The sequence below is a fragment of the Pseudomonas sp. ABFPK genome (assembly GCF_001586765.1).
Taxonomy (GTDB): Bacteria; Pseudomonadota; Gammaproteobacteria; order Pseudomonadales; family Pseudomonadaceae; genus Aquipseudomonas; species Aquipseudomonas asiatica.
In genome coordinates this window covers 163390-189331 of record NZ_LQXW01000012.1, presented here as the reverse complement: position 1 = coordinate 189331, position 25942 = coordinate 163390, and the positions used below count along the sequence as shown (strand labels likewise).

The window sequence follows — 25942 nt, the reverse complement described above, 5'->3', positions numbered from 1 at the left end:
TGGGAGCTGGCTTGCCGGCGATGGGCCGCAAAGCGGCCCGCTTTCGGCGAGGTAAAAAACAGACTTATCCGCTTCCTTGTAGGCCATTTCCCAAACATACTCCTGCCGCGTGTTTTCCGTTGCGGCTGTTCTGGCAGCACTCTAGTCTCAGCACGTCGTTGCTCATCAACGACACGGCTTTGACAGGCCGTAACGGTATATGCACACGGCTCGCCTGTTTTGGCGGCTGTACATGGGGCACGTTCGCGTGCGCCGGAACTTGCATAGTCCGCCGGTCTGTCAACCCATGTACAGCTGCCACCCAACTGTTTGACAGCAGCCAGGTGGAAGCCCCACCAAAGGTACTATGCGATGTTGAAGATGGTCCCCGATCCACCCCACGATACCCATTCCCTCGAAGACACCCTGATCCAGGCCACCGACTACGCGCTATGCGCGGCCACCGTGGTGCATCAGGCCTTGCTACTGCAGCCCAAATCGCCGGCTTCGATCCTGATGATGACCTCGATGCATGAGCTGGAGGCGCTTCGGACTTTGCTTGAGTCGGCACTGGTTCAGGTGCAAATGCCCGCTGAGCCTCGGACTTTGCACTGAGGCTTTAGTGTTGCGTTGTCTGGGCCGGCCTCTTCGCGGGTAAACCCGCTCCCACAGGATCTCCACAGGCCTTGAGGTAGATGCAGTACCTGTGGGAGCGGGTTCACCCGCGAAAGGGCCCGTCCGGGCAGTCGAGAATTTTCAAGGGATTCAAAAATGACCACAGAAGACACGCAATTCACTGTCGGTAAAACCACGTTCTACCAAGGCGAACACGGCACCCACCCACTGTTCCGCATCGAGCCCGGCATCCCCTGCCGCGGTGCCCGCGAGCAATCCTCAGAGCTGATGGGCTATGTACGCGAACTGACCATCACCGGCCTGATGGACGAGAAACCGATGATGATCTGGGCTGCCCACTACCTGAGTGCGATGGCCAAGGCCCTCATGGATGACGCCGAGCTGGGCATGATGCGCTGATTGGCATCACAGGCCATACGCGCATATGGGGGCGGTCTCGTGTCGCCAAAGGGCTGAAAGCAGCCCCGGCGGTTTATGCTTTCATGCAGAAATCCGGGGGCCGCCCTGCGGCCGTTTCGCGACACAAGGCCGTCCCCACGGGAGATTGCATACCCAGGGAGACCGGCGCTAGCTGGCCTAGGCTGATGCAGCTCAGAGCCGGCCCAACAACTCCTGCCGCTCGCGCCAGATCTCCTGTACAAAGGGGTCGGTCACCCCATACAGCCCATGCCCCCGACGCATGATCAGGTTAGCGGCCAGCAGTTCGTTGGCAACCGGCTGTATCTCTTCGACACGCACTTCACGCCCCACATACTTCGAATATTCGGCCGCCGCTTCGTTGGAGAACACCCCACGCGCATCGCCTTCGACCGATGCGATCCGGGCAAAAATCGCCTCAGCCAGGACGCCCAGCTCTTCTACTTTCATCAGTTCCAGGTCAGCAGCCGCCGAACGCAGCGTTGATGCGATTACCGGCAGCACCTCATCCGGCCCCATCCCGGACGCAGGTGAGTGCACCAACTGCCGAAGTGCACGAATGAACTCCTCGGGCCTGCTGCCCAGCGTTTTGAATGCCTGTGCCGCGACATCCAGCGACGGCAAGTTGCCCAGGCCATCTTTTGCGAGCCGCTTGAGCCAGAATTCGACATAGTCCCTGTCCAGCACCGGATACGGCACGTTTGTGGCACCGGCAAAAGCCTGGTTACGCCGCGCGGTCAACTCGTTGACCATCGCCCGGTGAGAGCCGGTACCGATGAACAGGAAGTGCCCTGGCGTGTTCGGGCGCGGATTGATGGCATCGCGCGCAGCCTTGAGCGCCAGCATCATCTGTTGGCCGTCCTCGGTTGTGATTGCCTGCTGCACCTCGTCGACGACCAGCACGACGTCAGTCCTGGCCTGGTCCACAACCTCGGTCAGCGCTTCCGCAAGTGTGACACCGCCCTCTGTGCCCAAGGTTTCCAGGTTGAAGCCAAACTTCAGCCCAGCCACTTCGACCTCCGCGCCACGCAGGGCCTTGAGTTTCTGCAAGAAAGCCGAGGTAGGTTTCTGAAGATCAGCAAGGGCTTTACGCACTGCGGCGAGGACCAGCACGACCGGGCTGGTCTGGGTATCACTCCAGAGGTCGACATAGATCACCAATGCACCCATTTCCTCCAGGGCAGGGATCAAGTCGTTCTTTAAAAAGGTGGTTTTGCCAGTCCTGCGCAGCCCGGAGAAAAATAGCCCTGATCTCAAGCCGATATCCAGGGCAGACGGTTTCAACAGCTGCCTGGCCATGTCGGCAGCCAGTTCACGGCGCGGGAAGATGTCGATCATGGCTTTATCCGAAATTATTGAATAACAATAATTATTAGCAGAGAATAATTTAATGTAAAGGCGTACAGGCAGGTCGGCTCGAAAGCCGTCATCAAATTTTCTGACAACAATCATCTTCCATCATCAGCCAGATCGGGCATAAATTCTCCACCGTCAACCCCAGCAGCAACGGTAGAGCCCCATGTCCAGCCCACACCACCAGCCCGCCTCCCCTGCCCTGACCACGCTGATCCAGCGCTCCGGCCTGCCCAGCCCTGCGCTAGGCGAAGCCCAGGCACATGCCGTGCTGCAAACGCACTACGGCATTACCGGCAACCTCTCGGCACTGGGCAGCCAACAGGACCTGAACTTCCGTGTAGACGCACCACAAGGCCGTTTCGTGCTCAAGGCCTGCCACGGCAGCTACGCCCAGGTGGAGCTCGAGGCCCAGCACGCGGCCCTGGCCTACCTGCGCGAACAGGGCTTGCCTGTGCCGGCCGTGCGCCCGGCCAGCGATGGCCAGATGCTGCTGGCGTTGGAAATAGACGGGCAACCGCTGCGCATGCGCCTGCTCGACTACATCGAAGGCCAGCCACTGACCCGCCTCAAGCACATGGAGCCACGCCTGATGGCCGAACTCGGCGGGCTCTGCGCGCGGCTGGACAAAGCCCTGGCCACTTTCGACCACCCGGGCCTGGCGCGCACCCTGCAATGGGACCCGCAACATGCCCAGGCCCTGATCCAGCACCTGCTGCCCGTGCTGGGCAACGCCGAGCAACGCGCCCGCATCGAACGGGCCACCCAGCTGGCCGCCGAGCACCTGGCGCCACTGGTCGACCAGCTGCCAAGCCAGGCCGTGCATCTGGACATCACCGACGACAATGCCGTCTGGGCCCGCGATGGCGAGCGCCAGTGGCAGCTGCAAGGGGTGATCGATTTCGGCGACCTGTTGCGCACCTGGCGCATCGCCGACCTGTCGGTGACCTGCGCTGCATTGTTGCACCACGCCGAGGGCGACCCGCTGCGCATCCTGCCGGCCGTACGTTCCTACCAGGCGCTCAACCCTCTGAGCGAAGCCGAACTGCGGGCGCTGTGGCCACTGGTGCTCAACCGCGCTGCCGTGCTGGTGCTGAGCAGCGAGCAACAGCTCGCCGTCGACCCCGGCAACCAGTACACCCGCGACAACATCGCCCATGAATGGGAAATCTTCGACACTGCCACCGCCGTACCTTTCGCGTTGATGGAAGCGGCCATCCTGCAAGCTGCGGGCCTGCAGCCAGCCACGCCGGACCTGAGCGGCTGCGCCCTTCTGCTCCCTGAACTGGATCGGCAGGCAGTGACGCGCGTCGACCTGGGCGTGCTCAGCGTGCATTGCGAGGCGGGCAACTGGGAGCAACCGGGCTTCGACCAGCACCTGCTGACCACGCAACCAGCACCGGCCTGCAGCCTGCACGGGCAGTATCGCCTGTCGCAAACCCATATCGATCGCCCCGAAGAGCCTGCCACCTGTGCCCTGGGCGTCGAGCTGCATGTACCCAACGGCAGCCTGGTGCAAGCGCCAGATGCCGGCACCTGGCAGCGCCATGGCGACGGCCGTGGCTGCCTGCGCAGCGCGCACTGGGCGTTGTGGCTGCAAGGCCTGGAAGACGCGCCTGCAGATGGCCAGGCCGTGGAAAAAGGCCAGTCGCTGGGCAGCAGTTGTGGCTTCCTCAGCGTGCAACTGTGCCTGGATAGCGGCAGCCAGCCGCCGTTCTTCGCCACCCCATCCCAGGCAACCGCCTGGCTGGCCCTGTGCCCGTCGCCAGCTGCGTTGCTGGGCTTCGACTGCAATGCCGAGCCGCTGCCCGACCCGCAGGCCCTGCTGGCCCGCCGCGACGCCAGCTTCGCCCGCTCGCAGAAGCATTACTACGCGCAACCGCCTCACATCGAACGCGGTTGGCGCAACTACCTGATCGACATGCAGGGCCGCTCGTACCTCGACATGCTCAACAACGTCGCAGTGCTGGGCCACGGCCACCCGCGCATGGTCGCCGAGTCGGCACGGCAGTGGTCGCTGATGAACACCAACTCGCGCTTCCACTACGCAGCCATCACCGAGTTCTCCGAACGCCTGCTGGAGTTGGCACCCGAAGGCTTCGACCGGGTGTTCATGGTCAACAGTGGTACCGAAGCCAACGACCTGGCGATTCGCCTGGCCTGGGCCTACAGCGGCGGGCGCGACCTGCTCAGCGTGCTGGAGGCCTACCACGGCTGGTCGGTGGCCACCGATGCTATTTCCACTTCCATCGCCGACAACCCGCAGGCCCTGGAGACCCGCCCGGACTGGGTGCACCCGGTCGAGGCGCCGAACACCTTCCGCGGCCGCTTCCGTGGCGCCGACAGCGCCACCGACTACCTGCGTGACGTCGACGCCAAGCTGGCCGACCTCGACGCCCGTGGCCGCCAGTTGGCGGGCATCATCTGCGAACCGGTGTACGGCAATGCCGGTGGTATTTCGTTGCCGGCCGGTTACCTGCGCGAGGCCTATGCCAAGGTCCGCGCCCGGGGCGGTGTGTGCATCGCCGACGAGGTACAGGTCGGCTATGGCCGCCTGGGCGAGTACTTCTGGGGCTTCGAGGAACAGGGCGTGGTGCCCGACATCATCACCATGGCCAAGGGCATGGGCAACGGCCAGCCACTGGGCGTAGTCATCACCCGCCGCGAGATCGCCGAAGCGCTGGAGGCCGAGGGCTACTTCTTCTCCTCGGCCGGTGGCAGCCCGGTCAGCTGCCGCATCGGCATGGCGGTGCTGGATGTGATGCAGGAGGAAGGCCTGTGGGACAACGCGCGCGATACCGGGCGCTATTTCAAGGCGCGCCTGCAGGCACTGGTCGACAAGCACCCGCTGGCCGGCGCGGCGCATGGTTCGGGCTTCTACCTGGGGCTGGAACTGGTGCGCGACCGCGCAACACTGGAGCCGGCCACCGAGGAAACCATGGCCCTGTGCAACCGCCTGCGTGACCTGGGCATCTTCATGCAGCCGACCGGTGATTACCTGAACATCCTCAAGATCAAGCCGCCGATGTGCACCACCCGGGCGAGCGTGGACTACTTTGTCGACAGCATTGACCGGGTGCTGGGTGAAGGGCTGTAGGTGCTTGGCTTTGGTTTTTCAGCGCCTGTGAGATCGAGCGCCGCCCGCGCGGCGCTTCGCAGCACAAGGCTGCTCCTACATTTGTTTCGGGCCAATAAATCCTGAGGCGAGGGCGCGCGGCCCCTTGGTGTCCACCTCGATATCGTGTCGGGCAAACAAGGCGGTCGCGTGCACTGGTACAGGCGTTACTGGCCCGAAACAGATGTAGGAGCAGCCTTGTGCTGCGAAGCGCCGCGCGGGCGGCGCTCGATCTCACAGGCGCTGACAATCCCCCGCCGAACCGCTCGGCACCCTGGTGCATTCTCAAACAAAAGCCCCATAATTTTCTTCCATAACACTCCCCGTCATCAGGTTTACTGACAATGGCCTTTACCAGCGACTCCCTGGCAATCTTCCTCGCGGTGCTGGAGGCAGGCTCGTTCTCTGCCGCCGCGCGCAAGCTGGGGCGTGTGCCTTCGGCCGTGAGCATGGCCATCGCCCAACTGGAGGCGGAGCTGGACCTGGTGCTGTTCGACCGGGCCACGCGCAAAGCCTTGCCCACCAGCGCCGCCCTGGCCCTGGAGCCCCAGGCCAGGCAGGTGATCTGCCAGCTCAACCTGCTCGACGCCCAGGCCCTGCAACTGCACAAAGGGCTGGAAAAGCGCCTGACTATCGCCATGGCCCCCGAGCTGCAGACCGGCCGCTGGAGCCAGCCGCTGGAAACCCTCGCCCAGGAATTTCCCAGCCTGGAAATCGAAGTACGCTCGGCCACCCAGGCCGAAGCCATCCGCCTGCTGCATGACGGCAGCGTGCAACTGGCACTGGTCTTCGAACGGCCTGGCATCGACGAGCGCGAGTCATTCCTGGAGGCCGGCAGCCAATTGCTGGTGGCCGTCGCCTCCCCCCGCCATCCGGCCGGGCAGAACAGCGGCACGCCGTTGCCGGAAGAAACTTTCGCCGAACAGAGGCAGATCATTGTGGCGTCGGGCAAGGCCACCGGGTCGGACCCGCGCATGGTGCTGTCGCGGCGCATCTGGCTGACCGACAGCTACCTGGCCACGCTGGACCTGGTGCAATCGGGGCTCGGTTGGGCCTACCTGCCGCAGCCTTTGGTAGAGCCGTTGATTGCTTCGGGCGCGCTGGCGGAGGTGCGTTTCGACAACATGGCCAGCCGATTGCGCTTGTGGGTGGACATCATCTGGGTCAAGTCGCGCCCGTTGGGCCTGGGCGCGCGGCGTTACCTTGACGTGATGCGCCAATGCTTTGAAACAGAATCCCCGAGGTCCTGAGCGATACGACTGCCTCGTCCGACAGCGAAAAATCCTACAGCTGGTTAGGAAGCCGATAACTACCTGCAGCATTGATTCCCCGTTAGGTTTCTGCTCGCCATCAAGAAGAAAAGGAACTTCTCATGTCGAGCCAGTCCACGCAGGGCTACGTGCAGTCGGTCGATCACTTCGCCAACCAGCAGCGCCAACCAGAAGAGGCCCTCTACCTTTTACTGGACCCATTCGCCGGCTGCCCGTCTGAGCACCCGCTGGCCATCGCTGCCCTCAGCGAAGCGCTGGGTGGTGATGCCGTAACGCGCATCGACTGCAGCCGCCTGGTGCAGGATCCTGAGTGCTGGCCAGCTCTGGTGCGGCTTGCCGAACCCGGCGATGCGCCCACAGCCCTTGCCCTATTAAGCGCGACCTGCGCCGCTCGTGAATCGGCAGCTACCTGGCACTACGTGTGTGGCTGGCTGAGCAGCGATCAACCCGCCGACCTCATCGCCCAGCACATCAGCCACCAGTGTCAGGTGCTGCACCAACCAGAACCGCACGGTATCACCGCCTGGTTCGAGCCCGTGCGGCTGGCGCTGCTACGCGCGACCCTGAAAAACGCAGGCGAACTCCTCGGGCCTGTTCGCAGCTGGCTACATCCCGATGGTTGTGGCAGTTGCGAGGTCTTCGAGCGAGAACCCATGGCTGGCGAACTGGCCGTCCCCGAGGCCGTAAGGGCGACCCAGCACGTCGCACCACAGATCATTCAACTGCTCGGCGCCTGGCATCGCCTGAGTGCCGTGCAGCATCCCCATGCACCCTGGCACTTCGCAGGCTCCTCAGGCTTGCCGGAAAACGCCCCCACCCATGCCATGAACCTGATCCTCAAGGCGTTCAAGCAGGGCCTGCGCGACCGCGCCGATATCCAGTGCATGAGCCTGCACATGCTCATGATCCACCCATTGCTCCTTCAGCACCCGACCATCCAGCACGAGGTGGAAAGGGCAGCGGCCGGCGAGCAGCGCCTGGCGGACCGCTTCGCCAGCTACGACGACTGCACCTGGTCGCACATCGTCGCCGGCCTGCCGAAGGCAAGGAGTTACCCATGAGCATCAGCAAAACCATCCACATCGCCATGCAGGAAGAGATCCCCAACACCTACGGCACCTGCAATGCCTGCGAACGCTCCGGCCTGCCGATTCTGCTGCTGCGCGAGGCCTACGCCCCGCGCCCGGATACAGGGCGCCCCTATCGCCTGGCAGACGACAGCGAAATCATCTTCCACCCGATGCACACCGACCAGTTGCGCCTCCTGCGCCAGGGTTATGTCTACGTACTGCTCGACCAGGAAATCTGGCAGGCCTACGAGGTAGCGGCGGAAGGTACCTTGCAGCGCTTTCCGGTATCGCAGATGCCCTTGGGGCCACCCAGGTCGTTACCCAAGGTATGCGCCACCGAAGGCCACGATGTGATCGCCTCGTTCATCAACATCGATACCCTACTCTACCGCAAGGCCTGGATCGCCTTCGCCAACGACCCTTGGCCCCGTGCGGTACTCGACCGCTATCGGCAAGGCATCGCCGACAGTGACCCGGGCACCCTCGCCCGCTTCGTCGAAGTGGACCTGAACACCGCACGCAACGACCCTGCCAGCCTCGGCATCGCCATGACCGACAGCTTCCGCTTCGGCCTGGAACAGGTGCTGGAGTTCTCCACCTTTTCCTCTGCCAGGTTTACCAGCGTCCATGGCTTTTACAGCCGCCTGGGCCGCTGGCATGAAACCCGCACGCATGTGCGCAGTGTCATCGAGCAGGAACAACTGCCCAATGGCCTGCTGGCGCTGACACTGCCCGACCCGGTCGGAATGGTCATGGAGCTCAACGCGCAACGCACTGGCTGGGTGCAGGCCCTGCAGGAATGGCGGGCGCAGCCGCAGCGGCACTTCGAATACTTCACCTCGCAAGCACTACTGGGCATCCGCGAATTGCACGCGGCCATGGCGGCTGTGCAAGGTGCCGAGGACGCGCAGCGGGAAGCCCGGCAGATCGAGCAATGGAACGACAGCCCGATCGCAGCCAAGGCGTATCTGCCGCCGGTGGACATCGACGCGCAGACCGAACGCAACACCGCGCGCAAGCAGCAGGACGCCCGCGAGCGGCTGGAAGAGCGTTACGACGAAGGCGCCCGCGCAGCGTTCCAGGCCGACTACGACCGCGAACTGAAAAACTGGCAGTCGATGATCGACCAGGTTGGCGATCTGTATGCGCGGCACTATGCCAAGCGGGCGTTTCAACAGATCGGCTACTACGACTATGACGCGACCTCCCCCGTTTCGGTGGAGTACTTCATCCAGATGATGGCCGCCTGCCTGGCCGGCGGGCCCACTGAAACCTTGCCTCAGAAGGGTCAGCCGCTCGGGATCACCCAGCATATCTGGCAGCAGTTGCTGGAGGACAACCGCAGCCTGCTTTACCAGGCACTGCTGGCCAAGAATCAGAAGCTGATGCAGCAGGTGGCCAGCGCGCTGTCCGGGGACGACTTCGGCAAGGTGTACGACATCATCAAGGGCATCGCCGGGACCGCCGATGGCCAGCTGTTGATGATCAAGCCAATACAGGATGCCGTTGGCCAGTTGCTGGCCGCGACCAACAGCGCAGGGAATGCGCTCAGCCAGCACCTGAGTGAACGGACCAAGACCCTGATCGGCCATGTGCATCGCTCGGCGTTTGCCCTGTTTGCCGGGCAGCAGGTGACGCCGCTGCGGGTGTCGCTGACGGTAGGCGAGTACATGAGGCTGCTCAATGAAGCCCTGGAGTCGCGGACCGATGCGTTTCTGCAGCAGGTAGACAAGCAGTTCCGTGACCCACTGGGCCGCAAGGTGCGGGCCATGGTGCTGAGTGGCGCGATCAATATTGCGGCAGTGGGTAACCGTAGCCAGATGATCGAGGTGATGCTCTGGACGTTGGAAAGCGCCGAGAGTTTGCAGGCGCGGCTGGTGCAGTTGCGCGAGGGTGCAGCCGGCGGCGTCGGGGCGCTGGTACGCAATGTTGCGATTGGTGCGGGTACGCTGCGTGCGCAGGTTACGGGTGGTTTGAAGATCAGTTCTACGGCCGCGCAAAGCCTGGCAAGCGATGCGATGCGCAGCCTGCGGGATGCTGCAGCGAGTAGTGGAAGTGGGAAGCTGATGCTTGCCTTGGGGGGCATATGGTTCCAGCAGGACAGCCTGGGCAAGAACTATCGGGCGTTGCAGGAGACGCATCAGAACAATCCAGAGGCGCTTGCCGCGATCTGGTCTTCATCGCTTGGGTTGTTGGGAGTGAGTGTCGAAGCGGCAGGGCTTGCTGTCACACTTGTACGACCGAAGATACCGTGGCCCAGAACGGTAACCACAGCTTCTCTAGGAAAGAACCTAGCCAAGTACGGCGGCGCCATCGCTGCACTCGCCAATGCCATGGATGCAGTGCAATACGTGAATGCGCTCGCCAGAACTAATAACCAAGGGGACAGCACCTCTGCAAACCAGTACGCTCGCGCGGCCGTGCTTGCTACGGTTTCCACTGTCTCTGGTATTTACTCGGCATTATTCGCAAGTTCGCTACTCGGTCCCTTAGGCTTTACGATCATCCTTGGTCTGGCAGCCTATACGCTGGCGATGGATGCCAAAAATCAAGAATCTTCACTATTAGAGCTTTGGTCCCGACACAGTAGATGGGGAACACCAGAGGAACATCGGCGCTGGATGAATCCACAAGATCTGGATACCGCAATTGGCTCACTGAACGCGGCAGCCTTGGGAGTTCAAGCGCAGGTTTCAATTGAGACAAGATTTCAACCAACTCACAGTACCCACACGCTAGACCAAACTAAAGCCTTCATCAGCGATGACGCTGCTGTTGCGGCAGGTTTTTATCTCGATTTGTACATAAGCTTGCCAAATTTCAGTACTGAAGACGCACAGTACAAATGGCAACTGACTGTGTACCCAGCAGGGCAAAATCGACTGCCTTTTCATCTCTCTGGTAATAGTTCACATCCAAAAGTAGTCGAATACGTGCCCGAAGAAACCAAAAAAACCTTTGCTAGCCCTGAAAGCGTCAGCGAACGAATAATTTTTAAAACCACCGATAAGACCCTGCACATCAGCACTTCAATTCCACTACGGGATAACCATTGCACAAAAGCTATTGAGCTAACGCTCACTTATTGGCCCAACAAGCATGACATGTCAGGTTATGCAAAAGTGACAATGAGAGAAAACAATCTATCCTCGCTAAGGGGTCTATTCTAATGGCCCGCCCGCACCTTAACCCGCCATGTACAGGATGGATAGAGGACCTACCCCATCCTGACACTCCCATTGCGATCGAAGCCAGCCTGGGCAATCAATCCCCTAACCATCAGGATCTTATCTACCTTGAAGTACCCAGACCCCTCGGTTGGGCTAGAGAAGTAATGGCTTTCCTTTCGCTTCCAACTATCGCCATCACCACCCCTCTGCTCAGCTTCATAAACTCCAACATAGAGCAGAGAGACTTCGAATCCGTGCTAATTGATATATTAATACTTGCATGCGGAGTATGGGCATCCGTATTTTGCCTTCGAGTAAGCATATCCCCACCCCGAGATGAACCCCTTCGCTTCAACCGAGTACGTAAAAAATTGTATGCATACAATTTCAAGTACTGCTGGTGGAACCCCTTCACGAACTGGAAAGTAGAAACAGTTTGCTACGACTGGTCCCAAGTCCGCGCCGAGCGCTGGTCCCAGACCGGCGCACTGCCAAACGGTGGGTTAATTTTCAAATGGGGTGTCACACTCTCCATCGTTGCACCAGGCACAAACAATGTCATCGACCGTTTTCCTCTGGTTACGATGGGGGCCGACCAACATGTCTGGGCCTACATCTGCACCTACATGCAGGAAGGCCCCTCAGCCCTGCCACCACCCGCCCCCCCCAAGGATCACAACGATGTGCTCTGGTGTGAGTTCGCCCTGCGCCTGGCACCCCGAGTAGAGTGGCCAGCGGAAATGGATCTGGAGTCGAGAACCGCCCCCTGAACTTACTGTCTCGCTGCTTGCGCTGGCCCCATCGCCGGCATGCCAGCTCTCATAGAACTGCACATGACTCATTGAATTAGCAGGGACCCTGTGGGAGCGGGCATGCCCGCGAACACAGGCGCAGCCGGTGCCATGCACCGCGCTGGATTCTTCGCGGGCATGCCCACAGGGGTTACATGGTGGGCGCCACCAACCTGTATCCCACACCTGGCTCGGTGATGATGAACCGCGGCGCCGTGGGGTCATCGCCCAGCTTCTGCCGCAGATGCCCGACCACTATCCGCAGGTAATGGGTGTCATCCACATGGGTAGGCCCCCAGATATCCTTGAGCAGCTGCTGCTGGGTAATCACTCGCCCCGGGTGCCCGGCCAGTTGCGCCAGCAGCGCATACTCCTTGCGGGTCAGCGCCACTTCCACGCCATCCAGGGTCACCCGGCGAAAGGCAAAGTCCACCATCAGCGGCCCAAAGCTGGCCGCCACTTCCGAGCCACCGGCCTGCGGCACCTGGCGCAGCAAGGCGCGCACCCGCGCCAGAAACTCCTGGATGCCGAACGGCTTGGTCACATAGTCGTTGGCGCCGCCATCCAGCGCATCGACCTTCTGCACTTCACTGGCGCGCACCGACAACACCAGCACCGGCACCGCGCTCCATTCGCGCAGGTCACGCAGTACCTGCTGGCCGTCCATGTCCGGCAGGCCCAGGTCGAGTACCACCAGGTCCGGCTTGCCCAGCGCCGCCTGAGCGAGCCCTTCCGCGCCAGTGGCGGCCTCGAGCACCTTGTAGCCTTGCGAGGCCAGGCTGATGCGCAGGAACTTGCGGATCTGCGGTTCATCGTCGATGACCAGGAGGGTGGCGGACTGACTCATGGGGTTTCGCTTTCGGTTTCAGGTTGAGGGGGCAGCGGCAAGCATAAAGTGATGCTGGTGCCCTGGCCATCGATGCCTTCACCCACCAGGATCTGCCCGCCATGGGCGCCTATCATGCCTTGGCAGATCGCCAGGCCCAGGCCGGTGCCCTGCCCGCCGCGGTCACCGCGAGCGGCGGTGTAGAACATGTCGAAGATCTTCTCGCGGTCTTCCACGGGAATGCCGGGGCCCTGGTCGCTGACGGCAAAGCACAACCGGGCGTCCTGCACCGACACCTGCAGCTCCAGCCGGCCATTGGCTGGCGAGAAGCGCGCGGCATTTTCCAGCACGTTGACCAACGCCTGTTCGATCAATGCCGCATGCACGAACAGCAACGGCAGCTCGGTCGGCACGTCGGTGTGTACCCGCAGCGGTGCCAGCACCGCGCGCAGGCGGTTGAGCGCGCTGCCGACGATGTCGGCCGGGGCCACCCAGTCGCGGGCCAGCTTGAGGCCGCCATGGCCCAGGCGGGTCATGTCGAGCAGGTTCTGGATGTAGCGGTCGAGGCGTTCGGCCTCGTTGCGGGTGCCCTCCAGCAGTTCGCGGCGGTCGGCGGCGGGGATCGCCTCGCCCAGCGCCAGCAGGCTGTCGATGCTGCCGCGCATGGCGGTCAGCGGGGTGCGCAAATCATGGGAAACGGACGCGAGCAAGGCGCTGCGCAACTGCTCGGTTTCGCCATGCAGACGCGCAGCCTCCAGCTGTTCGGCCAGCCGGGCGCGGGCCAGGGCCTGGGCCAGTGGTTGGCCAAGGGCAGTGAGCAGGCGCCGGCGCGGGTCGCTGAGCGGCTGGCCGGAGCGTGGGCGCACACCAAGCAATGCCAGGGGCTGCTCATCCACCGCCAGCGGCCACCACCACCAGCGGCCATTGGGCAGGGTGTCGCTGCCATGACCGGCGGCCTGGCCGTGCTGCCAGGCCCACTCTGCGGCGGCGCGTTCGTTATCGCTGAAGGCATGGGCTTCGCCGCTGGCCACCTGCAACTGGCCTTCGACATTGCGCTCCAGCAGGCACACCTGCATGTCCTGCCAACCGTCCAGGTGCTGGCCGGCGGCGTTGAACACCGCCTGGCGGTCGGTGGCCACGGTCAGCCGGCGCGACAGGTCGAGCAACTGGCTGGTCTGCGCCTGGGTCTCGCGCAGCGCCTGCAACTGGCGGCGCTGGCGGGCGGCCAGGTTGCCGGTGAGCGCGGCCATCAACAGGAAGAACACCAGGGTCAGCACGTCTTCTTCGCGCTGGATCCTGAACGACAGGTTGGGCGGGATGAACAGGAAGTCGTAGGTCAGGAACGACAGCACCGCGCAGGCCAGCGCAGGCCCCAGGCTGCTGCGCACTGCCACCAGCAACACCGCGGCCAGGAACACCAGCGATATGTTGGGCAGCGCCAGCACACTCGACACCGCCCAGGCCAGGCCTGCGGCCATGACCGTGGCCAGCAGCGCCAGCAGGTAATGGCGCCAGACCCACACCCGCCGTACCGCCGAACGCGGCGCTGGCGGCTGCGCGTCGCGGTCCAGCACGTTGATTTCCAGGCCGTGGCTTTCGCGCAGCAGCCGCGCGGCCACACCGGCACCGAACAGGCGCCGGCGCAGGCGGTCGCGGGACTGCCCAACCAGCACCAGGCTGGCCCGCCGTTCGGCAGCATGCTGGATCAGTGTGCGCACCACTTCGCCGGCACGCAGCAGTACCACCTCGCCGCCCAGGCGTTCGGCCAGTTGCTGGGCAGCTTGCAGGCGCTGGCGTGCGGTTTCGTCGCGCAGGCGGCCGTTGTCCACGTGCACCAGGCTCCAGGGCAGGTGGCGGCGTTGCGCCACGCGGCTGGCATGGCGCACCAAACGTTCCGCCTGGTCGTCACCATCCACGCCCACCAGCAAGCGCCCACGCAGGGCCGGGGCTTCCTGGCCGCGTTGGCGATAACCGTGGGCCAGGTCGGCATCCACCTGGGCAGCGGCGGTCTGCATGGCCAGTTCGCGCAGGGCGGTAAGGTTGGTTTGCGAGAAGAACGCATCGATGGCGGCCCGCGCCTGCTCGGGCACGTACACCTTGCCTTCGCGCAGGCGTTCAAGCAGCTCCCGGGGGGGCAGGTCGATCAGCACCAGCTCGAAGGCTTCCTGCAGCACCCAGTCCGGAAGGGTTTCGCGCACTTGCACGCCAGTAATGTCGCGGACCTTGTCGTTGAGGCTTTCCAGGTGCTGGACGTTGACCGTGGTGTACACATCGATGCCGGCGGCCAGCAGTTCCTGTACGTCCTGCCAGCGTTTGGCATGGCGGCTGCCGGGCGCATTGGTGTGGGCCAATTCGTCGACCAGCACCAGGGCCGGCGCGGCCTTGAGCAGGCCGTCGAGGTCCATTTCCTCGAGCGTTACGCCGCGGTACTGGCTACGCAGCAGGGGCTGCTGCTGAAGGCCAGCGAGCAATACCTCGGTTTCGGCACGGCCATGGGTTTCGACCACCCCGGCCAGCACCTGCACGTTCTGGCGTTGCTGGGCGTGGGCGGCCTGGAGCATGGCGAAGGTCTTGCCGACGCCGGGGGCGGCGCCAAGGAACACCTTCAACCGCCCCCGGCCGCTTCGCGGGAGGGTAGCCAACAGCGCGTCTGCGCGGGCGGAGTCACTCATCTTTCATCCTTTGCTATTTCCAGCAAGCAGCAAATCCAGGGACAAACACCGTACCTGTGGGAGCGGGTTCACCCGCGAATGCAGTAATAGCGCCACCGACGCATTCGCGGGTAAACCCGCTCCCACAGGGTCCCTGCTAGCCCCTCAAGTCATCTATCAATGGCTGAGGTTTTCCAAGGCCTGGTTCAAGGCCAGCACATTGACCACCGGCGGGCCGATCAATGGGTGGAGGGTGGCCTCTTCCAGCAAGCCTTGCAAGCGCTCCACCGGCAACTGCCGTGCCGCCGCCACCCGCGGGATCTGGTAGGCCAAGGCCTCCGGCGGCAGGTGCGGGTCGAGGCCGCTGCCCGAGGTGGTGAGCAGCGCCTGGGGCACCGGCCCCTGCTGCGCCTGGTACAACGCAGCCGCATCGCCCTTGACCCGCTCGGCCAGCGCCGGGTTGCTCGGCGACAGGTTGCTGGCACTGCTGGCCACGGTGGCGTAGGCGCCTGCCGATGGCCGCGCGTGGAACCAGCCATCGCCCTGGAAATCCTGGGCAATCAGCGCCGAACCGCGGACCTGGCCCTGGTCATCGCGCACCAGGCTGCCATTGGCCTGGCTGGGGAAAGCCACCTGGGCAATACCGGTCACCACCAGCGGATACAGCGCGCCGGTCACCAGGGTCATCAACAAGGCCAGGCTCAATGCCGGGCGTACATAAGCATTCATGGTGGCCTCCTCAGACCAGGTGCAGGGCATTGAGCAGCAGGTCGATCAGCTTGATCCCGGCAAACGGCACGACAATGCCGCCCAACCCGTAGATCAGCAGGTTGCGCCGCAGCAGGTGCGCCGCACTGGCCGCCTGCACCCGCACGCCGCGCAGCGCCAGCGGGATCAGCACGATGATGATCAGCGCGTTGAATACGATGGCCGACAGAATCGCACTCTGCGGGCTGGCCAGGTGCATCAGGTTGAGCACGCCCAGCTGCGGGTAGATGGCGGCGAACAGCGCCGGGAGGATGGCGAAGTACTTGGCCACATCGTTGGCGATGGAGAAGGTGGTCAGCGCGCCGCGGGTCACCAGCAGCTCCTTGCCGACCTGCACCACATCCAGCAACTTGGTCGGGTCGCTATCCAGGTCGACCATGTTGGCCGCCTCGCGCGCGGCCTGGGTGCCGTCGTTCATGGCCATGCCCACGTCAGCCTGGGCCAGTGCCGGGGCGTCGTTGGCGCCATCGCCGCACATGGCCACCAGGCGGCCGTCGTTCTGCTCCTGGCGGATGCGCGCCAGCTTCTTCTCTGGCGTGGCCTCGGCCAGCACGTCATCCACGCCGGCCTCGGCAGCGATGGCGGCGGCGGTCAGCGGGTTGTCGCCGGTCACCATCACCGTGCGGATGCCGAGCTTGCGCAGCTCGGCAAAGCGCTCGCGAATGCCGGGTTTGACCACATCCTTGAGGTGGATCACGCCAAGCAGGCGCTTGTCCAGGCACACCAGCAGCGGTGTACCGCCGCTCTGGGCAATACGCTCCACTTCACGGGCCAGTGCCGGTGGCATTTCCAGGCGTTGCATGCCGACGAACGCCAGTACGGCATCGACAGCGCCCTTGCGGTAGCGGTGTTGCTGGAAGTCGATCCCCGACAGGCGCGTCTCGGCGCTGAAAGCCACGGCCTCGAACTGGCCGGCGGACGGTTCGACAAAATCATGCAGTTGGCGCAGATACTCGACGATCGACTTGCCCTCGGCGGTGTCGTCCGCCAGCGAGGCCAGCAAGGCGCCCTCCCCCAGCTCGCGGGCAGTGATGCCCGGTGCCGCGTGCAGCGCACTGCAGCGGCGGTTGCCGAAGGTAATGGTGCCAGTCTTGTCGAGCATCAGCGTATGCACGTCACCGGCCGCCTCCACCGCCCGGCCCGAGCGGGCGATGACGTTCAGCCGCACCAGCCGGTCCATGCCGGCAATGCCGATGGCCGACAGCAGGCCGCCGATGGTGGTGGGGATCAGCGTTACCAGTAATGCGGCGAGAAAGATCAGCGGCAGGCTGCCACCGACAAAGTGGGCGAACGGCTGCAGGGTCACCACCACGATCAGGAAGATCAGGGTCAGGCCGATCAGCAGGATGTCGAGGGCGATCTCGTTGGGCGTCTTCTGCCGCTTGGCGCCCTCGACCAGGGCAATCATGCGGTCGAGGGTCGATTCGCCCGGGTTGCTGGTGATGCGGATCAACAACCAGTCTGAGACCAGCCGGGTATTGCCGGTCACCGCTGAGCGATCGCCGCCGGACTCGCGGATCACCGGCGCGGACTCGCCGGTAATGGCGGCCTCGTTGACCGCAGCGATACCTTCAAGCACCTCGCCGTCACCGGGAATCATTTCACCAGCTACCACGCGCACCACATCGTCCTTGCGCAGCGCGCTGGCCGCTACGGTTTCGTAGCTGCCATCACGCTTGCGACGCTGGGCGGTAAGCCCTTGGCTGCCAGCCTTGAGGCTGTCGGCGCGGGCCTTGCCACGGCCTTCGGCCAGGGCCTCGGCAAAGTTGGCGAACAGCACGGTGAACCACAGCCACAGGGCGATCTGCACGGCCACACCGGTGCTCACACCGCTGCCGGGAGCGAAACACAGGACGGTTGTCAGTACCGCAGTCAGGGCGACCACCAGCATCACCGGCGAGCGCTTGAGTTGGCGCGGGTCGAGCTTGACGAATGCCTGCACCAGCGCCGGGCGCCACAATGCGGCGAAACGGGTCTGATCCTTGGCACTTTGCCGGGCTTTTACTTCAGCAATGGGCATGTTCATGGTCGGTCCTCAAAAACCCAGACTCAAATGTTCGGCGATCGGCCCAAGGGCCAGGGTCGGCAGGAAGGTCAGGCCACCGACCAGCAGGATGGTGACCAGCAGCAGGCCGGTGAACAGCGGGCCATGGGTGGGGAAGCTGTTAAGCCCCTGGGGCGCGCTTTTCTTCGCCGCCAGGCTGCCAGCCAGCGCCAGTACCGGCAGGATGTAGCCGAAGCGGCCGATGAGCATGGCCAGGCCGATCATCAGGTTGTGGTACACCGTGTTGGCACCAAAGCCGGCAAAGGCCGAGCCGTTGTTGGCCGTGCCCGAGGTGTAGGCATACAGCAGCTGGCTGAAGCCATGCGCACCCGGATTGCTGACTGCACCTGCCGGGCCTGGCAGACTGGCGGCAATGGCGCCGAGCACCAACACGCCGACCGGCATCACCAGCAGGGTCGCCACCAGCAACTGCACCTCGCGGGCCTGCAGTTTCTTGCCCAGGTATTCCGGGGTGCGGCCGATCATCAGCCCGGCCAGGAACACCGCGATCAGCACGAACAGCAGCATGCCGTAAAGCCCTGCACCGACGCCGCCGAAGATCACCTCACCGACCATCATGTTGACCATCGCCACCATGCCGGTCAGCGGGTTGAGGCTGTCGTGCATGGCATTGACCGAACCGTTGGACGCAGAGGTGGTAGTCACTGTCCACAGCACCGAACCGGTGGTGCCGAAGCGGGTTTCCTTGCCCTCCATCGGGGCGCTTTGCTGTACCTGCGCGCTCTCGAGGGCCGGGTTGGGCTGGTACTCGGACCACAACGCCGTGCTGCCGCCGATCAGGAACAGCGCAAGCATGCAGGCGAGGATGGCGCGGCTCTGGCGCAGGTCCTTCACGTAGTGGCCAAAGGTGAACACCAGCGCCACCGGAATGAGGATGATCGAAGCCACCTCGAACAGGTTGCTCCAGGCCGTGGGGTTTTCGAACGGGTGCGCCGAGTTGACTCCGAAGAAGCCACCGCCATTGGTACCCAGTTGCTTGATGGCGATCTGGCTGGCGGCCGGGCCCAGCGGGATGGTCTGCTCGGTGCCTTGCAGGGTGACCGCGTGGGCGTAGTCGGCCAAGGTTTGCGGTACGCCCTGCCATACCAGCAGCAACGCCAGCAGCAGGCACAGCGGCAGCAAGCCGTAAAGGGTGGCGCGGGTCATGTCGACCCAGAAGTTGCCTAGCGTCGTGGCGCTGCGCCGTGCGATGCCGCGGCACAGGGCGACCAGCACGGCCAGGCCGGTGGCGGCGCTGACGAAGTTCTGCACGGTAAGGCCGAGCATCTGGCTCAGGTAGCTGACCGACGCTTCACCGCTGTAGGCCTGCCAGTTGGTGTTGGTTACGAAGCTGATCGCGGTGTTGAACGCCAGCGACCATTCCTGGCCGGGCAGATGCTGCGGGTTGAATGGCAGGTAGCCCTGCAACAGCAGCACGGCGAACAGCAGCAGGAACCCGGCCAGGTTGAAGGCCAGCAGGGCCAGGGTGTACTGCTGCCAGTTCTGTTCCTGGCTGGCGCGCACGCCCGCCAGCCGGTAGCAGGCTTGCTCGACCGAGCCCAGCACGGGCGACAGCCAGGTGCGCTGGCCTTCCATGACCTTGAAGTAGAACCGCCCGAGCCAGGGTGCCGGTAGCAGCACGATGGCGAAAAATGCCAACAGCAAGGCGAAATCGTAACTGTGCATGGCCGCTCCCTAGCTGCGATCGGCGCGCAGCAGCGCCACCAGCAGATAAAACGCCAATGCCACTGCCAGCAGCAGTGACAGCCCGTCGAGCATGTTCATGTGTGGTTCTCCCCGTGGTGCGGCTTGAGCCGCTTTGGGGAAATTGTCCGAGCGAGGGGCGTAAAGGGGCGAGACTGGGAGGTGGGGATGGCGATAAAGAAGGCGTAAAGATCGGGAGTTGAGGTTGCCTGAACCGGCCTCTTCGCGGGTAAACCCGCTCCTACAGGGACCGCACCGCTCTCCCGGGCTGTAGAGATCCTTGTGGGCGCGGATTCACCCGCGAAGAGGCCAGTACAGGTTTACTGCTGAGGCGGCTGCGGGACGGCGTTGCGGCTCCAGTCCAGCAGCAGGCTGTAGCCGACCGCCAGCAAGGTCGGCCCGATGAACAGGCCAATGAAGCCAAAGGCGATCAGGCCGCCGAACACGCCCAGAAGCACGATCACCAACGGCAGGTTGCCGCCACGGCTGATCAGGTACGGTTTGAGTACGTTGTCCACGCCACTGATAATGAAGGTGCCCCAGGCTCCCAGGAACACCGCCATGCCGTATTCGCCTTTCCATACCAGCCAGCCGGTGGCCGGAATCCATGCCAGTGGCGGGCCCATGGGAATCAGGCTGAGCATGAAGGTCACCAGGCCCAGCACAATGGCCCCGGGCACACCGGCAATCAGGAAGCCGATCAATGCAAGCACGCCCTGCGCGGCGGCTGTACCGATCACCCCATTGACCACCCGCTGCACCGTACCGGCGACCAGCTCCAGGTAGTACTCGGCACGGTCGCCCATCAGACGGTGCAGCAAGCGCAGGACGAACGCCGACAAGCGCGGCCCGTCGCGGTAGAAGAAGAACACGAACACCAGGCTAAGGGTCAGTTCCAGCACGCCGCTGCCGATCTGCGCGCTGCGCGCCAGCAACCAGTTGCCCACCTGCCCTAGGTGCGGCTTGACCGAGGCCAGCAAGGCCGCGCCCTGCTGGTCCAGCGATTGCCACCAGCTGACCAGGCGCTCGCCAACCACCGGGATGCCACCCAGCCACGCCGGAGCATCGGGCAGGCCGTCCACCTGCACGTCACGCACGAACGCCGTCGCATCGCGAATGTGGTCGGCCAGGTTGAACCCCAGCCACACCAGCGGCAGCGCCACGATCAGGATCCAGGCAGTGGTCAGCAGGCTTGCCGCCAGGGTTTCACGCCCGCCCAGCGCACGCGTCAGCAAGCGCATCAAGGGCCAGCTGGCAAAGGCCAGGATGGCTCCCCACAACAGCGCTGAAATGAAAGGTGCCATTACCCACAGGCCGGCACCCAGCAGCGCCAGCAGCAGAATCTGGACCAGCAAGCGGTCATTGTTAGCCATGGTGGTGCCCGTTCAACGGATCAGTTCAAGGTGCAGGCCGTCGGTAGGTGCACTACCGACTTCGAGGCGGCCATTGCGCACGCCCGCCTTGACCAGCGCCTCGCGCCAGGCTTCAGCCTGGGCCCCACTGAGGCTGGCACGCAGGGTGCTGTCGAGGTTCAGGCTGCGGGCCAGCAGGTTCGCCCAGGCGTCTTGCGGCGCGGCCAGGTCAGGGTAGTCGAGCTTGCCGGTGTCGCGCATTTCGCGCAGCACCGTGGCGGCGGTCGGCAGCAGTTCGCCCAGCGGGCTGCCGGCGACGAACTCTTCCACGTGCAGGTAGGCGCGGCGGTTGCCGCGGGTGACGCTGTACAGTGCGACGAGGGTGTCGGCCTGCTCCGCCGAGCGGCGCAGAAGGATGAACGCCTGCTGCTCGTCGCCGCCGTTGAGGCGGGCATTGCCGAACACATCATTGGCCCACAGGCTGGCCTCGCCGCAATCGCGGCCCTGGCACCAGAACAGCGGGTAGCCGCCGTCGCGCTGCAGTGCTTCGCGAGCGCTGGTGAAGGCTTCGCGAGCAGTACGCTCGACCGGCAGTTCGTAGGTTACCGAGCTGACCTGGCCACGGCTTTCGACCTTGTCCTCGACCCGCAGGCGGCCGCTGATCTTGCGCAGCGGGCCCATGGGGTAGACGCGCTCCTGCTCCACGGCCGGGCGCTGGTCGACCACCTTGGCGTCCACCGGTACCGGCAGGCTGCCGGCCCACAAAACGGGGCTGGCGAACACCAGACAGGCAGCGAAGGCATTACGGATGGCAACAGGCGCGCTCATTGGCGAACCAGACGGCGCTCAGCGCCGAGATGAAGCTCCAGGATGTCTGGCAGTTGCATGGTTGTCTCCCTGTTCAACCCGCCAAGCCTCGACACTTGTCCGATGCAAGTCAAGCAAAGCCAAAGAAGCGATTGAAACAGTCTGCGACAAGGGCCGCGCCCTGCTCATCGTTCAGGTGCAGGTGATGGCCACCGGGCAGCGTCACCTGCTCAAAGGGTAGCTGCTCCAGCAACCCGGTGTGGCGCGCCAGCATGCCGTCGGCGGCCACGACCAGGCGCGTCGGGCAACTCACCCGGTGCACATAGGCCATGGCCTGGGCCTCGCTCAGGCGCACTGGCGAAGGCAGGGTCAGGCGGCTGTCGCTGCGCCAGCTGTAACCGCCGGGCACCGGCATCAGGCCGCGCTGGGCCAGCAGCTCGGCCGCCTCACGGCTGACCGCGACCATGCCTTTCATGCGTGCCTGTACGCCCTGCTCCAGTGTGGTGTATACCGACTTGCGCTTGGCATCCAGGCGCAACTGGGCCTGCAGTGCCATGCCCAGCCGCTCACCGGCATCCTGCTCGGCGCCGGTCGGCGGGATGACGCCGTCGATCAGGGCCAGATGGCTGACCCGTTCCGGCAGCGCGCCAGCCAGTTGCACCGAAATGATTGCCCCCAGCGAATGGCCCAGCAGGGCAAAACGTTGCCAACCCAGCTGTTCGGCCACCCGCAGCACGTCATGGGCGTAGTCGGCCAGGGCATAACCGGCGCCGAGCGGCCGGTGCTCGGAATAACCATGCCCGGCCAGGTCCAGGGCGACGATGCGCAGGCCTTTCAGCTGCGGCGCCAGGCGGGCGAAGCTGTTGGCGTTGTCCAGCCAGCCATGCAGGGCGATTACCGGCAGCCCATCCTCGGGGCCGAACAGGTGCGCCGCCAGTTCGATATGGCCCAGGCTCAGGCGGATCTCCTCAACCTGCGCGCTCATGCCTGGCTCCAGCGGTCGAACAGGCCCTTGATCAGGCTTGCGGTGTCGGTTGGTCGCTCAAGCGGGAACATGTGCCCACCCGGCACGCTGTGGTATTCGCCCCTGGGCATGCCACGCACGGCCAGCGTGTGGTGGCGGCGAATGACGTTGCTGCGCTCGCCGCGGACCATGGCCAGCGGCACCTGCAACTGCCGCGCGGGCGCAGGGCTGGTATGCGGGATGCTGCGGTAGATGCTGATTTCCGTGGCCGGGTCGAAGCGCAACTGCAGCCCCTGCTCCATCGCCTGCAGGCCGTGCTCTATGTAGGCATCGAGGCATTCGGGATCGAAATGGCGGAACAGTGACTTGCCGGCGAAATAGTCCCGGGCACTGTCGCGGTCATTGAAGGTTTCGCGGCGCCCCAGGGTGCGGCCAGCCGGGGTGATACGGTCAATGAAGCCGAAGCGCTTGGCGGTGCGCAGCAGCCACTGGTCGGCGCGGGTGAGCACCGGCGAGTCGAGCATCACCACGCCGCGGTAGTACTCGGGGCAGCGCAAGGCTGCGTGCAGGTGCAACACCCCGCCCAGCGAATGGCCGACGCCCCATACCGGCTGGCCCTGCCGGGCCAGGTGGTGCAGCAATTCATCGACCAGGCTCTGCCAGTTGTCGTCCACCGGAAAGCGCGGATCGTGGCCGTGCTGGGCCAGGTGCTGCACTTGGTAGTCCGGTGCCAGGGCGGCAAACAGCTTGCCGTAGGTGGCCGACGGGAAACCGTTGGCATGGGCGAAGAAGATCTGCTGCGACATGGCGCCGGGTCCGGATGCGAGATGATGGCCCATTGTCGGTATCGCGGGGCGGTTCGGCAACGTCCGGAAAGGTCATCGGCGAGGGCTATCAGGTCAGGCTTGCGGACGCGGGCACTCCCTGTAGGAGCAGCCTTGTGCTGCGAAGAGGCCATAACTGCCGGAGAAGAGCTATTGCCCTACTGGCCTCTTCGCAGCACAAGGCTGCTCCTACAGGAAACCGAGATAGCCTGAGAGCTCAGGCCGGCGAGTTGATCGCCCGAAGGGTCATCAACCCAGCCAGCGGCCAGTCCCCTTCCAGCTCCGCCAGGCTTGCAGTGCTCATGCCCGCCGGTTGCTGCTGGTGGCCATGCTGCAACGCCCCTACCAAGGTACCCACCAGCGGCTGGTGGCTGACCAGCAGCACATGCTCCAGGCCCAGGCGCTCGATTTCGCCGATAACCTGCTGCACATCACTGTCAGGCGTCAGCCAGGGCACGGTGCGCACCGGTTCGGCGAAGCCGAGGGTGTCATGCACCAGGGCAGCCGTTTGCTGGGCGCGTACGTAAGGGCTGGCGATGATCGCCTGCAGCGGCTGGCCCAGCAGGCGGGCGGCGCTATGCAGCACCTGTTCGCGACCATGGGCGGTCAGCCGGCGCTCGGCATCGCTGTTGGCCCGCGGCTCCGCTTCGCCGTGGCGCAGAACCCACAGCTTCACAGCTTGGGCTCCTCGTCACGCACCGGGTGCGAGGCCGGGGCCACCGCATGCGGCGCCTCGCCTTCCGGGGCACGCGGTGCCGGCCAGTCGGCGAACGGCCAGGGCTTCTGGTCGCTGTGGAAGCTGCCGAAGCGGCCGATCTGCGCCAGGTACTGGCTCAGGCTGTCACCGAAGTTCATGAGGCTGGCGCTGGGGGCGCCGTACACCAGGCGGTAGATCAGTTGTACCAGCACCAGGCCACCGAGCAGCAGCTCGGCCAGTTGCCAGACCACCAGGAACACCAGCATCCACAGGGCCCGCAGGATGATTGACTCGCGCTGGGCGCGTTCGGGCGTATCGTTCATGTGTTGCTCCTTGCTGTTGTCAGAGCCGCTGAAGGCTCAGTTGAAACCGCTGATGGAAATGAAATCGACATCGGTCTTTGGCTCGGCACGCATCAGGTGCTCGATCACCTGGTTCAGCGTGCGGCCTTCGAACAGGATGGCATGCAGGCCTGCCACCAGCGGCATGTATACCTGCACTTCCTGCGCCTTGGCCTTGAGCACCTTGAGGGTGTTGACGCCTTCGGCCACTTCGCCCAGGCGGCTGACCGCCTGCTCCAGGCTCAGGCCCTGGCCCAGCGCGTGGCCGACCTGGTAGTTGCGGCTCTTTGGCGAGGAGCAGGTGACGATCAGGTCACCGACACCGGCCAGGCCAAGGAAGGTCATGGGGTTGGCACCCTGGCTGACGGCGAAGCGGGTCATCTCGGCCAGGGCGCGGGTAATCAGCATGCTCTTGGTGTTCTCGCCCATGCCCAGGGCCACCGCCATGCCAGCGATGATGGCGTAGACGTTCTTCAGCGCCCCGCCCAGCTCGACGCCAAAGCGGTCGGCACTGGCGTAGACGCGGAAGGTACGCCCATGCAGCACGGCCTGCACCTGCTGGCACAGTTTTTCATCCTCGCTGGCGACCACCGTGGCGGTCAGCGCATGTTCGGCGATTTCACGGGCCAGGTTGGGGCCGGACAGCACGCCGATGCGCGCCTCGGGGGCGATTTCCTCGAGGATCTGGCTCATCAGCTTGAAGCTTTGCGCTTCGATGCCCTTGGTCAGGCTGACCAGGCCCTTGCCGCGCAGCAACTCGGCATGCGGAGCCAGCACGCTACGCAAGGCGCTCGATGGCAGGGCGACGAAAATCAGCTCGCTGGCCTGCAGTGTGGCCAGCAGGTCACAGACCGGCTCGACGCCGTCGTGCAAGCGGATGCCCTTGAGGTAGCGCGGATTCTCGCGATTGACGCGCATGGCCTCGGCCTGTTCCGGGTCGCGCATCCATTGGCGCACCGGCACACCGTTTTCTGCCAGCAGGTTCGCCACGGCGGTGCCGAAGCTGCCGCCTCCCAGAACTGCAACAGGTTGCTGTTCAGTCATATCCAATCCGTTAAAGCCAAAAGTTAAGTGGCGACCCGGCCATTATACGGCTCGCCTGCTACAGAACCAGTGTCAGTACCGGCCCTTTCGCGGGCTCGACAGGTAGAGCAGATCACTG

At 64.2% G+C, this 25942-nt stretch carries 21 protein-coding genes; 7 read left to right on the top strand and 14 right to left on the bottom strand.

Annotated elements, in window-relative coordinates:
• Positions 1 to 351 precede the first annotated feature (351 nt).
• On the top strand, positions 352 to 594 hold the full coding sequence (locus tag WM94_RS10030) for a hypothetical protein (RefSeq protein WP_013973406.1): 243 nt from the start codon (positions 352 to 354) through the stop codon (positions 592 to 594).
• A 156-nt stretch (positions 595 to 750) separates the two neighbouring features.
• On the top strand, positions 751 to 1014 hold the full coding sequence (locus WM94_RS10025; RefSeq protein WP_061551098.1) for a DUF3077 domain-containing protein: 264 nt from the start codon (positions 751 to 753) through the stop codon (positions 1012 to 1014).
• 192 nt (positions 1015 to 1206) lie between these two features.
• On the opposite strand, the gene WM94_RS10020 is transcribed toward WM94_RS10025, so the two are convergent.
• Complete coding sequence (locus WM94_RS10020; RefSeq protein WP_061551097.1) at positions 1207 to 2370, bottom strand: ATP-binding protein; 1164 nt, start codon at positions 2368 to 2370, stop codon at positions 1207 to 1209.
• Between the two features lie 181 nt (positions 2371 to 2551).
• Between WM94_RS10020 and WM94_RS10015 the strand changes: the two genes are divergently transcribed.
• The 5 genes from WM94_RS10015 to WM94_RS31090 all read left to right on the top strand — a co-directional run bounded on the left by WM94_RS10015 (position 2552) and on the right by WM94_RS31090 (position 11781).
• A complete protein-coding gene (locus tag WM94_RS10015) occupies positions 2552 to 5482 on the top strand; it encodes an aminotransferase (protein ID WP_061551096.1) in 2931 nt (976 codons plus the stop codon).
• Between the two features lie 362 nt (positions 5483 to 5844).
• Positions 5845 to 6750: a LysR family transcriptional regulator gene (locus WM94_RS10010; protein WP_013973410.1), complete on the top strand. Its 906-nt coding sequence runs from the start codon at positions 5845 to 5847 to the stop codon at positions 6748 to 6750.
• 122 nt (positions 6751 to 6872) lie between these two features.
• A complete protein-coding gene (locus WM94_RS10005) occupies positions 6873 to 7832 on the top strand; it encodes a hypothetical protein (protein WP_061551095.1) in 960 nt (319 codons plus the stop codon).
• Positions 7829 to 11011 (top strand): T6SS effector BTH_I2691 family protein, encoded by a 3183-nt coding sequence (locus WM94_RS10000; protein ID WP_061551094.1) that lies wholly within the window; start codon positions 7829 to 7831, stop codon positions 11009 to 11011. Before WM94_RS10005 ends, WM94_RS10000 begins: the two co-directional genes overlap by 4 nt.
• Positions 11011 to 11781 carry a DUF6708 domain-containing protein gene (locus WM94_RS31090; RefSeq protein ID WP_317246569.1) on the top strand — a complete coding sequence of 257 codons (771 nt, stop codon included), beginning with the start codon at positions 11011 to 11013 and terminating at the stop codon, positions 11779 to 11781. The genes WM94_RS10000 and WM94_RS31090 overlap by 1 nt, the downstream gene beginning before the upstream one ends.
• 172 nt (positions 11782 to 11953) lie before the next feature.
• Here WM94_RS31090 and WM94_RS09995 read toward each other — a convergent pair whose 3' ends face one another.
• From WM94_RS09995 to WM94_RS09935, 13 genes are all read right to left on the bottom strand, one after another.
• Positions 11954 to 12649, bottom strand: a complete 696-nt coding sequence (locus WM94_RS09995; RefSeq protein WP_013973414.1) for a response regulator — start codon at positions 12647 to 12649, stop codon at positions 11954 to 11956.
• Entirely contained in the window at positions 12646 to 15300 is a 2655-nt protein-coding gene (locus WM94_RS09990; protein WP_061551093.1) for a sensor histidine kinase KdpD, read from the bottom strand. Before WM94_RS09990 ends, WM94_RS09995 begins: the two co-directional genes overlap by 4 nt.
• Positions 15301 to 15456: 156 nt before the next feature.
• Positions 15457 to 16008 (bottom strand): potassium-transporting ATPase subunit KdpC, encoded by a 552-nt coding sequence (gene kdpC, locus WM94_RS09985; RefSeq protein ID WP_061551092.1) that lies wholly within the window; start codon positions 16006 to 16008, stop codon positions 15457 to 15459.
• Positions 16009 to 16018: 10 nt separating this feature from the next.
• On the bottom strand, positions 16019 to 18073 hold the full coding sequence (gene kdpB, locus WM94_RS09980; protein ID WP_038409996.1) for a potassium-transporting ATPase subunit KdpB: 2055 nt from the start codon (positions 18071 to 18073) through the stop codon (positions 16019 to 16021).
• Between the two features lie 9 nt (positions 18074 to 18082).
• Complete coding sequence (kdpA, locus tag WM94_RS09975) at positions 18083 to 19777, bottom strand: potassium-transporting ATPase subunit KdpA (RefSeq protein WP_061551091.1); 1695 nt, start codon at positions 19775 to 19777, stop codon at positions 18083 to 18085.
• A 9-nt stretch (positions 19778 to 19786) separates the two neighbouring features.
• On the bottom strand, positions 19787 to 19876 hold the full coding sequence (kdpF, locus tag WM94_RS09970; RefSeq protein ID WP_003251485.1) for a K(+)-transporting ATPase subunit F: 90 nt from the start codon (positions 19874 to 19876) through the stop codon (positions 19787 to 19789).
• Between the two features lie 239 nt (positions 19877 to 20115).
• Complete coding sequence (locus WM94_RS09965; protein ID WP_015271080.1) at positions 20116 to 21168, bottom strand: AI-2E family transporter; 1053 nt, start codon at positions 21166 to 21168, stop codon at positions 20116 to 20118.
• A gap of 12 nt (positions 21169 to 21180) precedes the next feature.
• Positions 21181 to 21975 (bottom strand): DUF4892 domain-containing protein, encoded by a 795-nt coding sequence (locus tag WM94_RS09960; protein WP_023661209.1) that lies wholly within the window; start codon positions 21973 to 21975, stop codon positions 21181 to 21183.
• Positions 21976 to 22084: 109 nt separating this feature from the next.
• Positions 22085 to 22939, bottom strand: a complete 855-nt coding sequence (locus WM94_RS09955) for an alpha/beta hydrolase (RefSeq protein ID WP_039613085.1) — start codon at positions 22937 to 22939, stop codon at positions 22085 to 22087.
• The gene (locus tag WM94_RS09950) at positions 22936 to 23724 is read right to left on the bottom strand and encodes an alpha/beta fold hydrolase (RefSeq protein ID WP_039613084.1); all 789 of its coding nucleotides are present in this window, start codon (positions 23722 to 23724) and stop codon (positions 22936 to 22938) included. The genes WM94_RS09955 and WM94_RS09950 overlap by 4 nt, the downstream gene beginning before the upstream one ends.
• A gap of 235 nt (positions 23725 to 23959) precedes the next feature.
• Positions 23960 to 24418 (bottom strand): phosphohistidine phosphatase SixA, encoded by a 459-nt coding sequence (gene sixA / locus WM94_RS09945; RefSeq protein WP_015271084.1) that lies wholly within the window; start codon positions 24416 to 24418, stop codon positions 23960 to 23962.
• A complete protein-coding gene (locus tag WM94_RS09940; protein ID WP_039613082.1) occupies positions 24415 to 24762 on the bottom strand; it encodes a DUF4389 domain-containing protein in 348 nt (115 codons plus the stop codon). The genes sixA and WM94_RS09940 overlap by 4 nt, the downstream gene beginning before the upstream one ends.
• Positions 24763 to 24798: 36 nt before the next feature.
• Positions 24799 to 25824, bottom strand: coding sequence for an NAD(P)H-dependent glycerol-3-phosphate dehydrogenase (locus tag WM94_RS09935; RefSeq protein ID WP_061551090.1), 1026 nt, complete (start codon positions 25822 to 25824; stop codon positions 24799 to 24801).
• Positions 25825 to 25942: the final 118 nt, after the last annotated feature.

Coding starts and splice junctions, on each gene's coding strand:
- WM94_RS10030 (WP_013973406.1), top strand. CDS start 352: ATGTTGAAGATGGTCCCCGATCCACCCCACGATACCCATTCCCTCGAA.
- WM94_RS10025 (WP_061551098.1), top strand. CDS start 751: ATGACCACAGAAGACACGCAATTCACTGTCGGTAAAACCACGTTCTAC.
- WM94_RS10020 (WP_061551097.1), bottom strand. CDS start 2,370: ATGATCGACATCTTCCCGCGCCGTGAACTGGCTGCCGACATGGCCAGG.
- WM94_RS10015 (WP_061551096.1), top strand. CDS start 2,552: ATGTCCAGCCCACACCACCAGCCCGCCTCCCCTGCCCTGACCACGCTG.
- WM94_RS10010 (WP_013973410.1), top strand. CDS start 5,845: ATGGCCTTTACCAGCGACTCCCTGGCAATCTTCCTCGCGGTGCTGGAG.
- WM94_RS10005 (WP_061551095.1), top strand. CDS start 6,873: ATGTCGAGCCAGTCCACGCAGGGCTACGTGCAGTCGGTCGATCACTTC.
- WM94_RS10000 (WP_061551094.1), top strand. CDS start 7,829: ATGAGCATCAGCAAAACCATCCACATCGCCATGCAGGAAGAGATCCCC.
- WM94_RS31090 (WP_317246569.1), top strand. CDS start 11,011: ATGGCCCGCCCGCACCTTAACCCGCCATGTACAGGATGGATAGAGGAC.
- WM94_RS09995 (WP_013973414.1), bottom strand. CDS start 12,649: ATGAGTCAGTCCGCCACCCTCCTGGTCATCGACGATGAACCGCAGATC.
- WM94_RS09990 (WP_061551093.1), bottom strand. CDS start 15,300: ATGAGTGACTCCGCCCGCGCAGACGCGCTGTTGGCTACCCTCCCGCGA.
- kdpC (WP_061551092.1), bottom strand. CDS start 16,008: ATGAATGCTTATGTACGCCCGGCATTGAGCCTGGCCTTGTTGATGACC.
- kdpB (WP_038409996.1), bottom strand. CDS start 18,073: ATGAACATGCCCATTGCTGAAGTAAAAGCCCGGCAAAGTGCCAAGGAT.
- kdpA (WP_061551091.1), bottom strand. CDS start 19,777: ATGCACAGTTACGATTTCGCCTTGCTGTTGGCATTTTTCGCCATCGTG.
- kdpF (WP_003251485.1), bottom strand. CDS start 19,876: ATGAACATGCTCGACGGGCTGTCACTGCTGCTGGCAGTGGCATTGGCG.
- WM94_RS09965 (WP_015271080.1), bottom strand. CDS start 21,168: ATGGCTAACAATGACCGCTTGCTGGTCCAGATTCTGCTGCTGGCGCTG.
- WM94_RS09960 (WP_023661209.1), bottom strand. CDS start 21,975: ATGAGCGCGCCTGTTGCCATCCGTAATGCCTTCGCTGCCTGTCTGGTG.
- WM94_RS09955 (WP_039613085.1), bottom strand. CDS start 22,939: ATGAGCGCGCAGGTTGAGGAGATCCGCCTGAGCCTGGGCCATATCGAA.
- WM94_RS09950 (WP_039613084.1), bottom strand. CDS start 23,724: ATGTCGCAGCAGATCTTCTTCGCCCATGCCAACGGTTTCCCGTCGGCC.
- WM94_RS09940 (WP_039613082.1), bottom strand. CDS start 24,762: ATGAACGATACGCCCGAACGCGCCCAGCGCGAGTCAATCATCCTGCGG.
- WM94_RS09935 (WP_061551090.1), bottom strand. CDS start 25,824: ATGACTGAACAGCAACCTGTTGCAGTTCTGGGAGGCGGCAGCTTCGGC.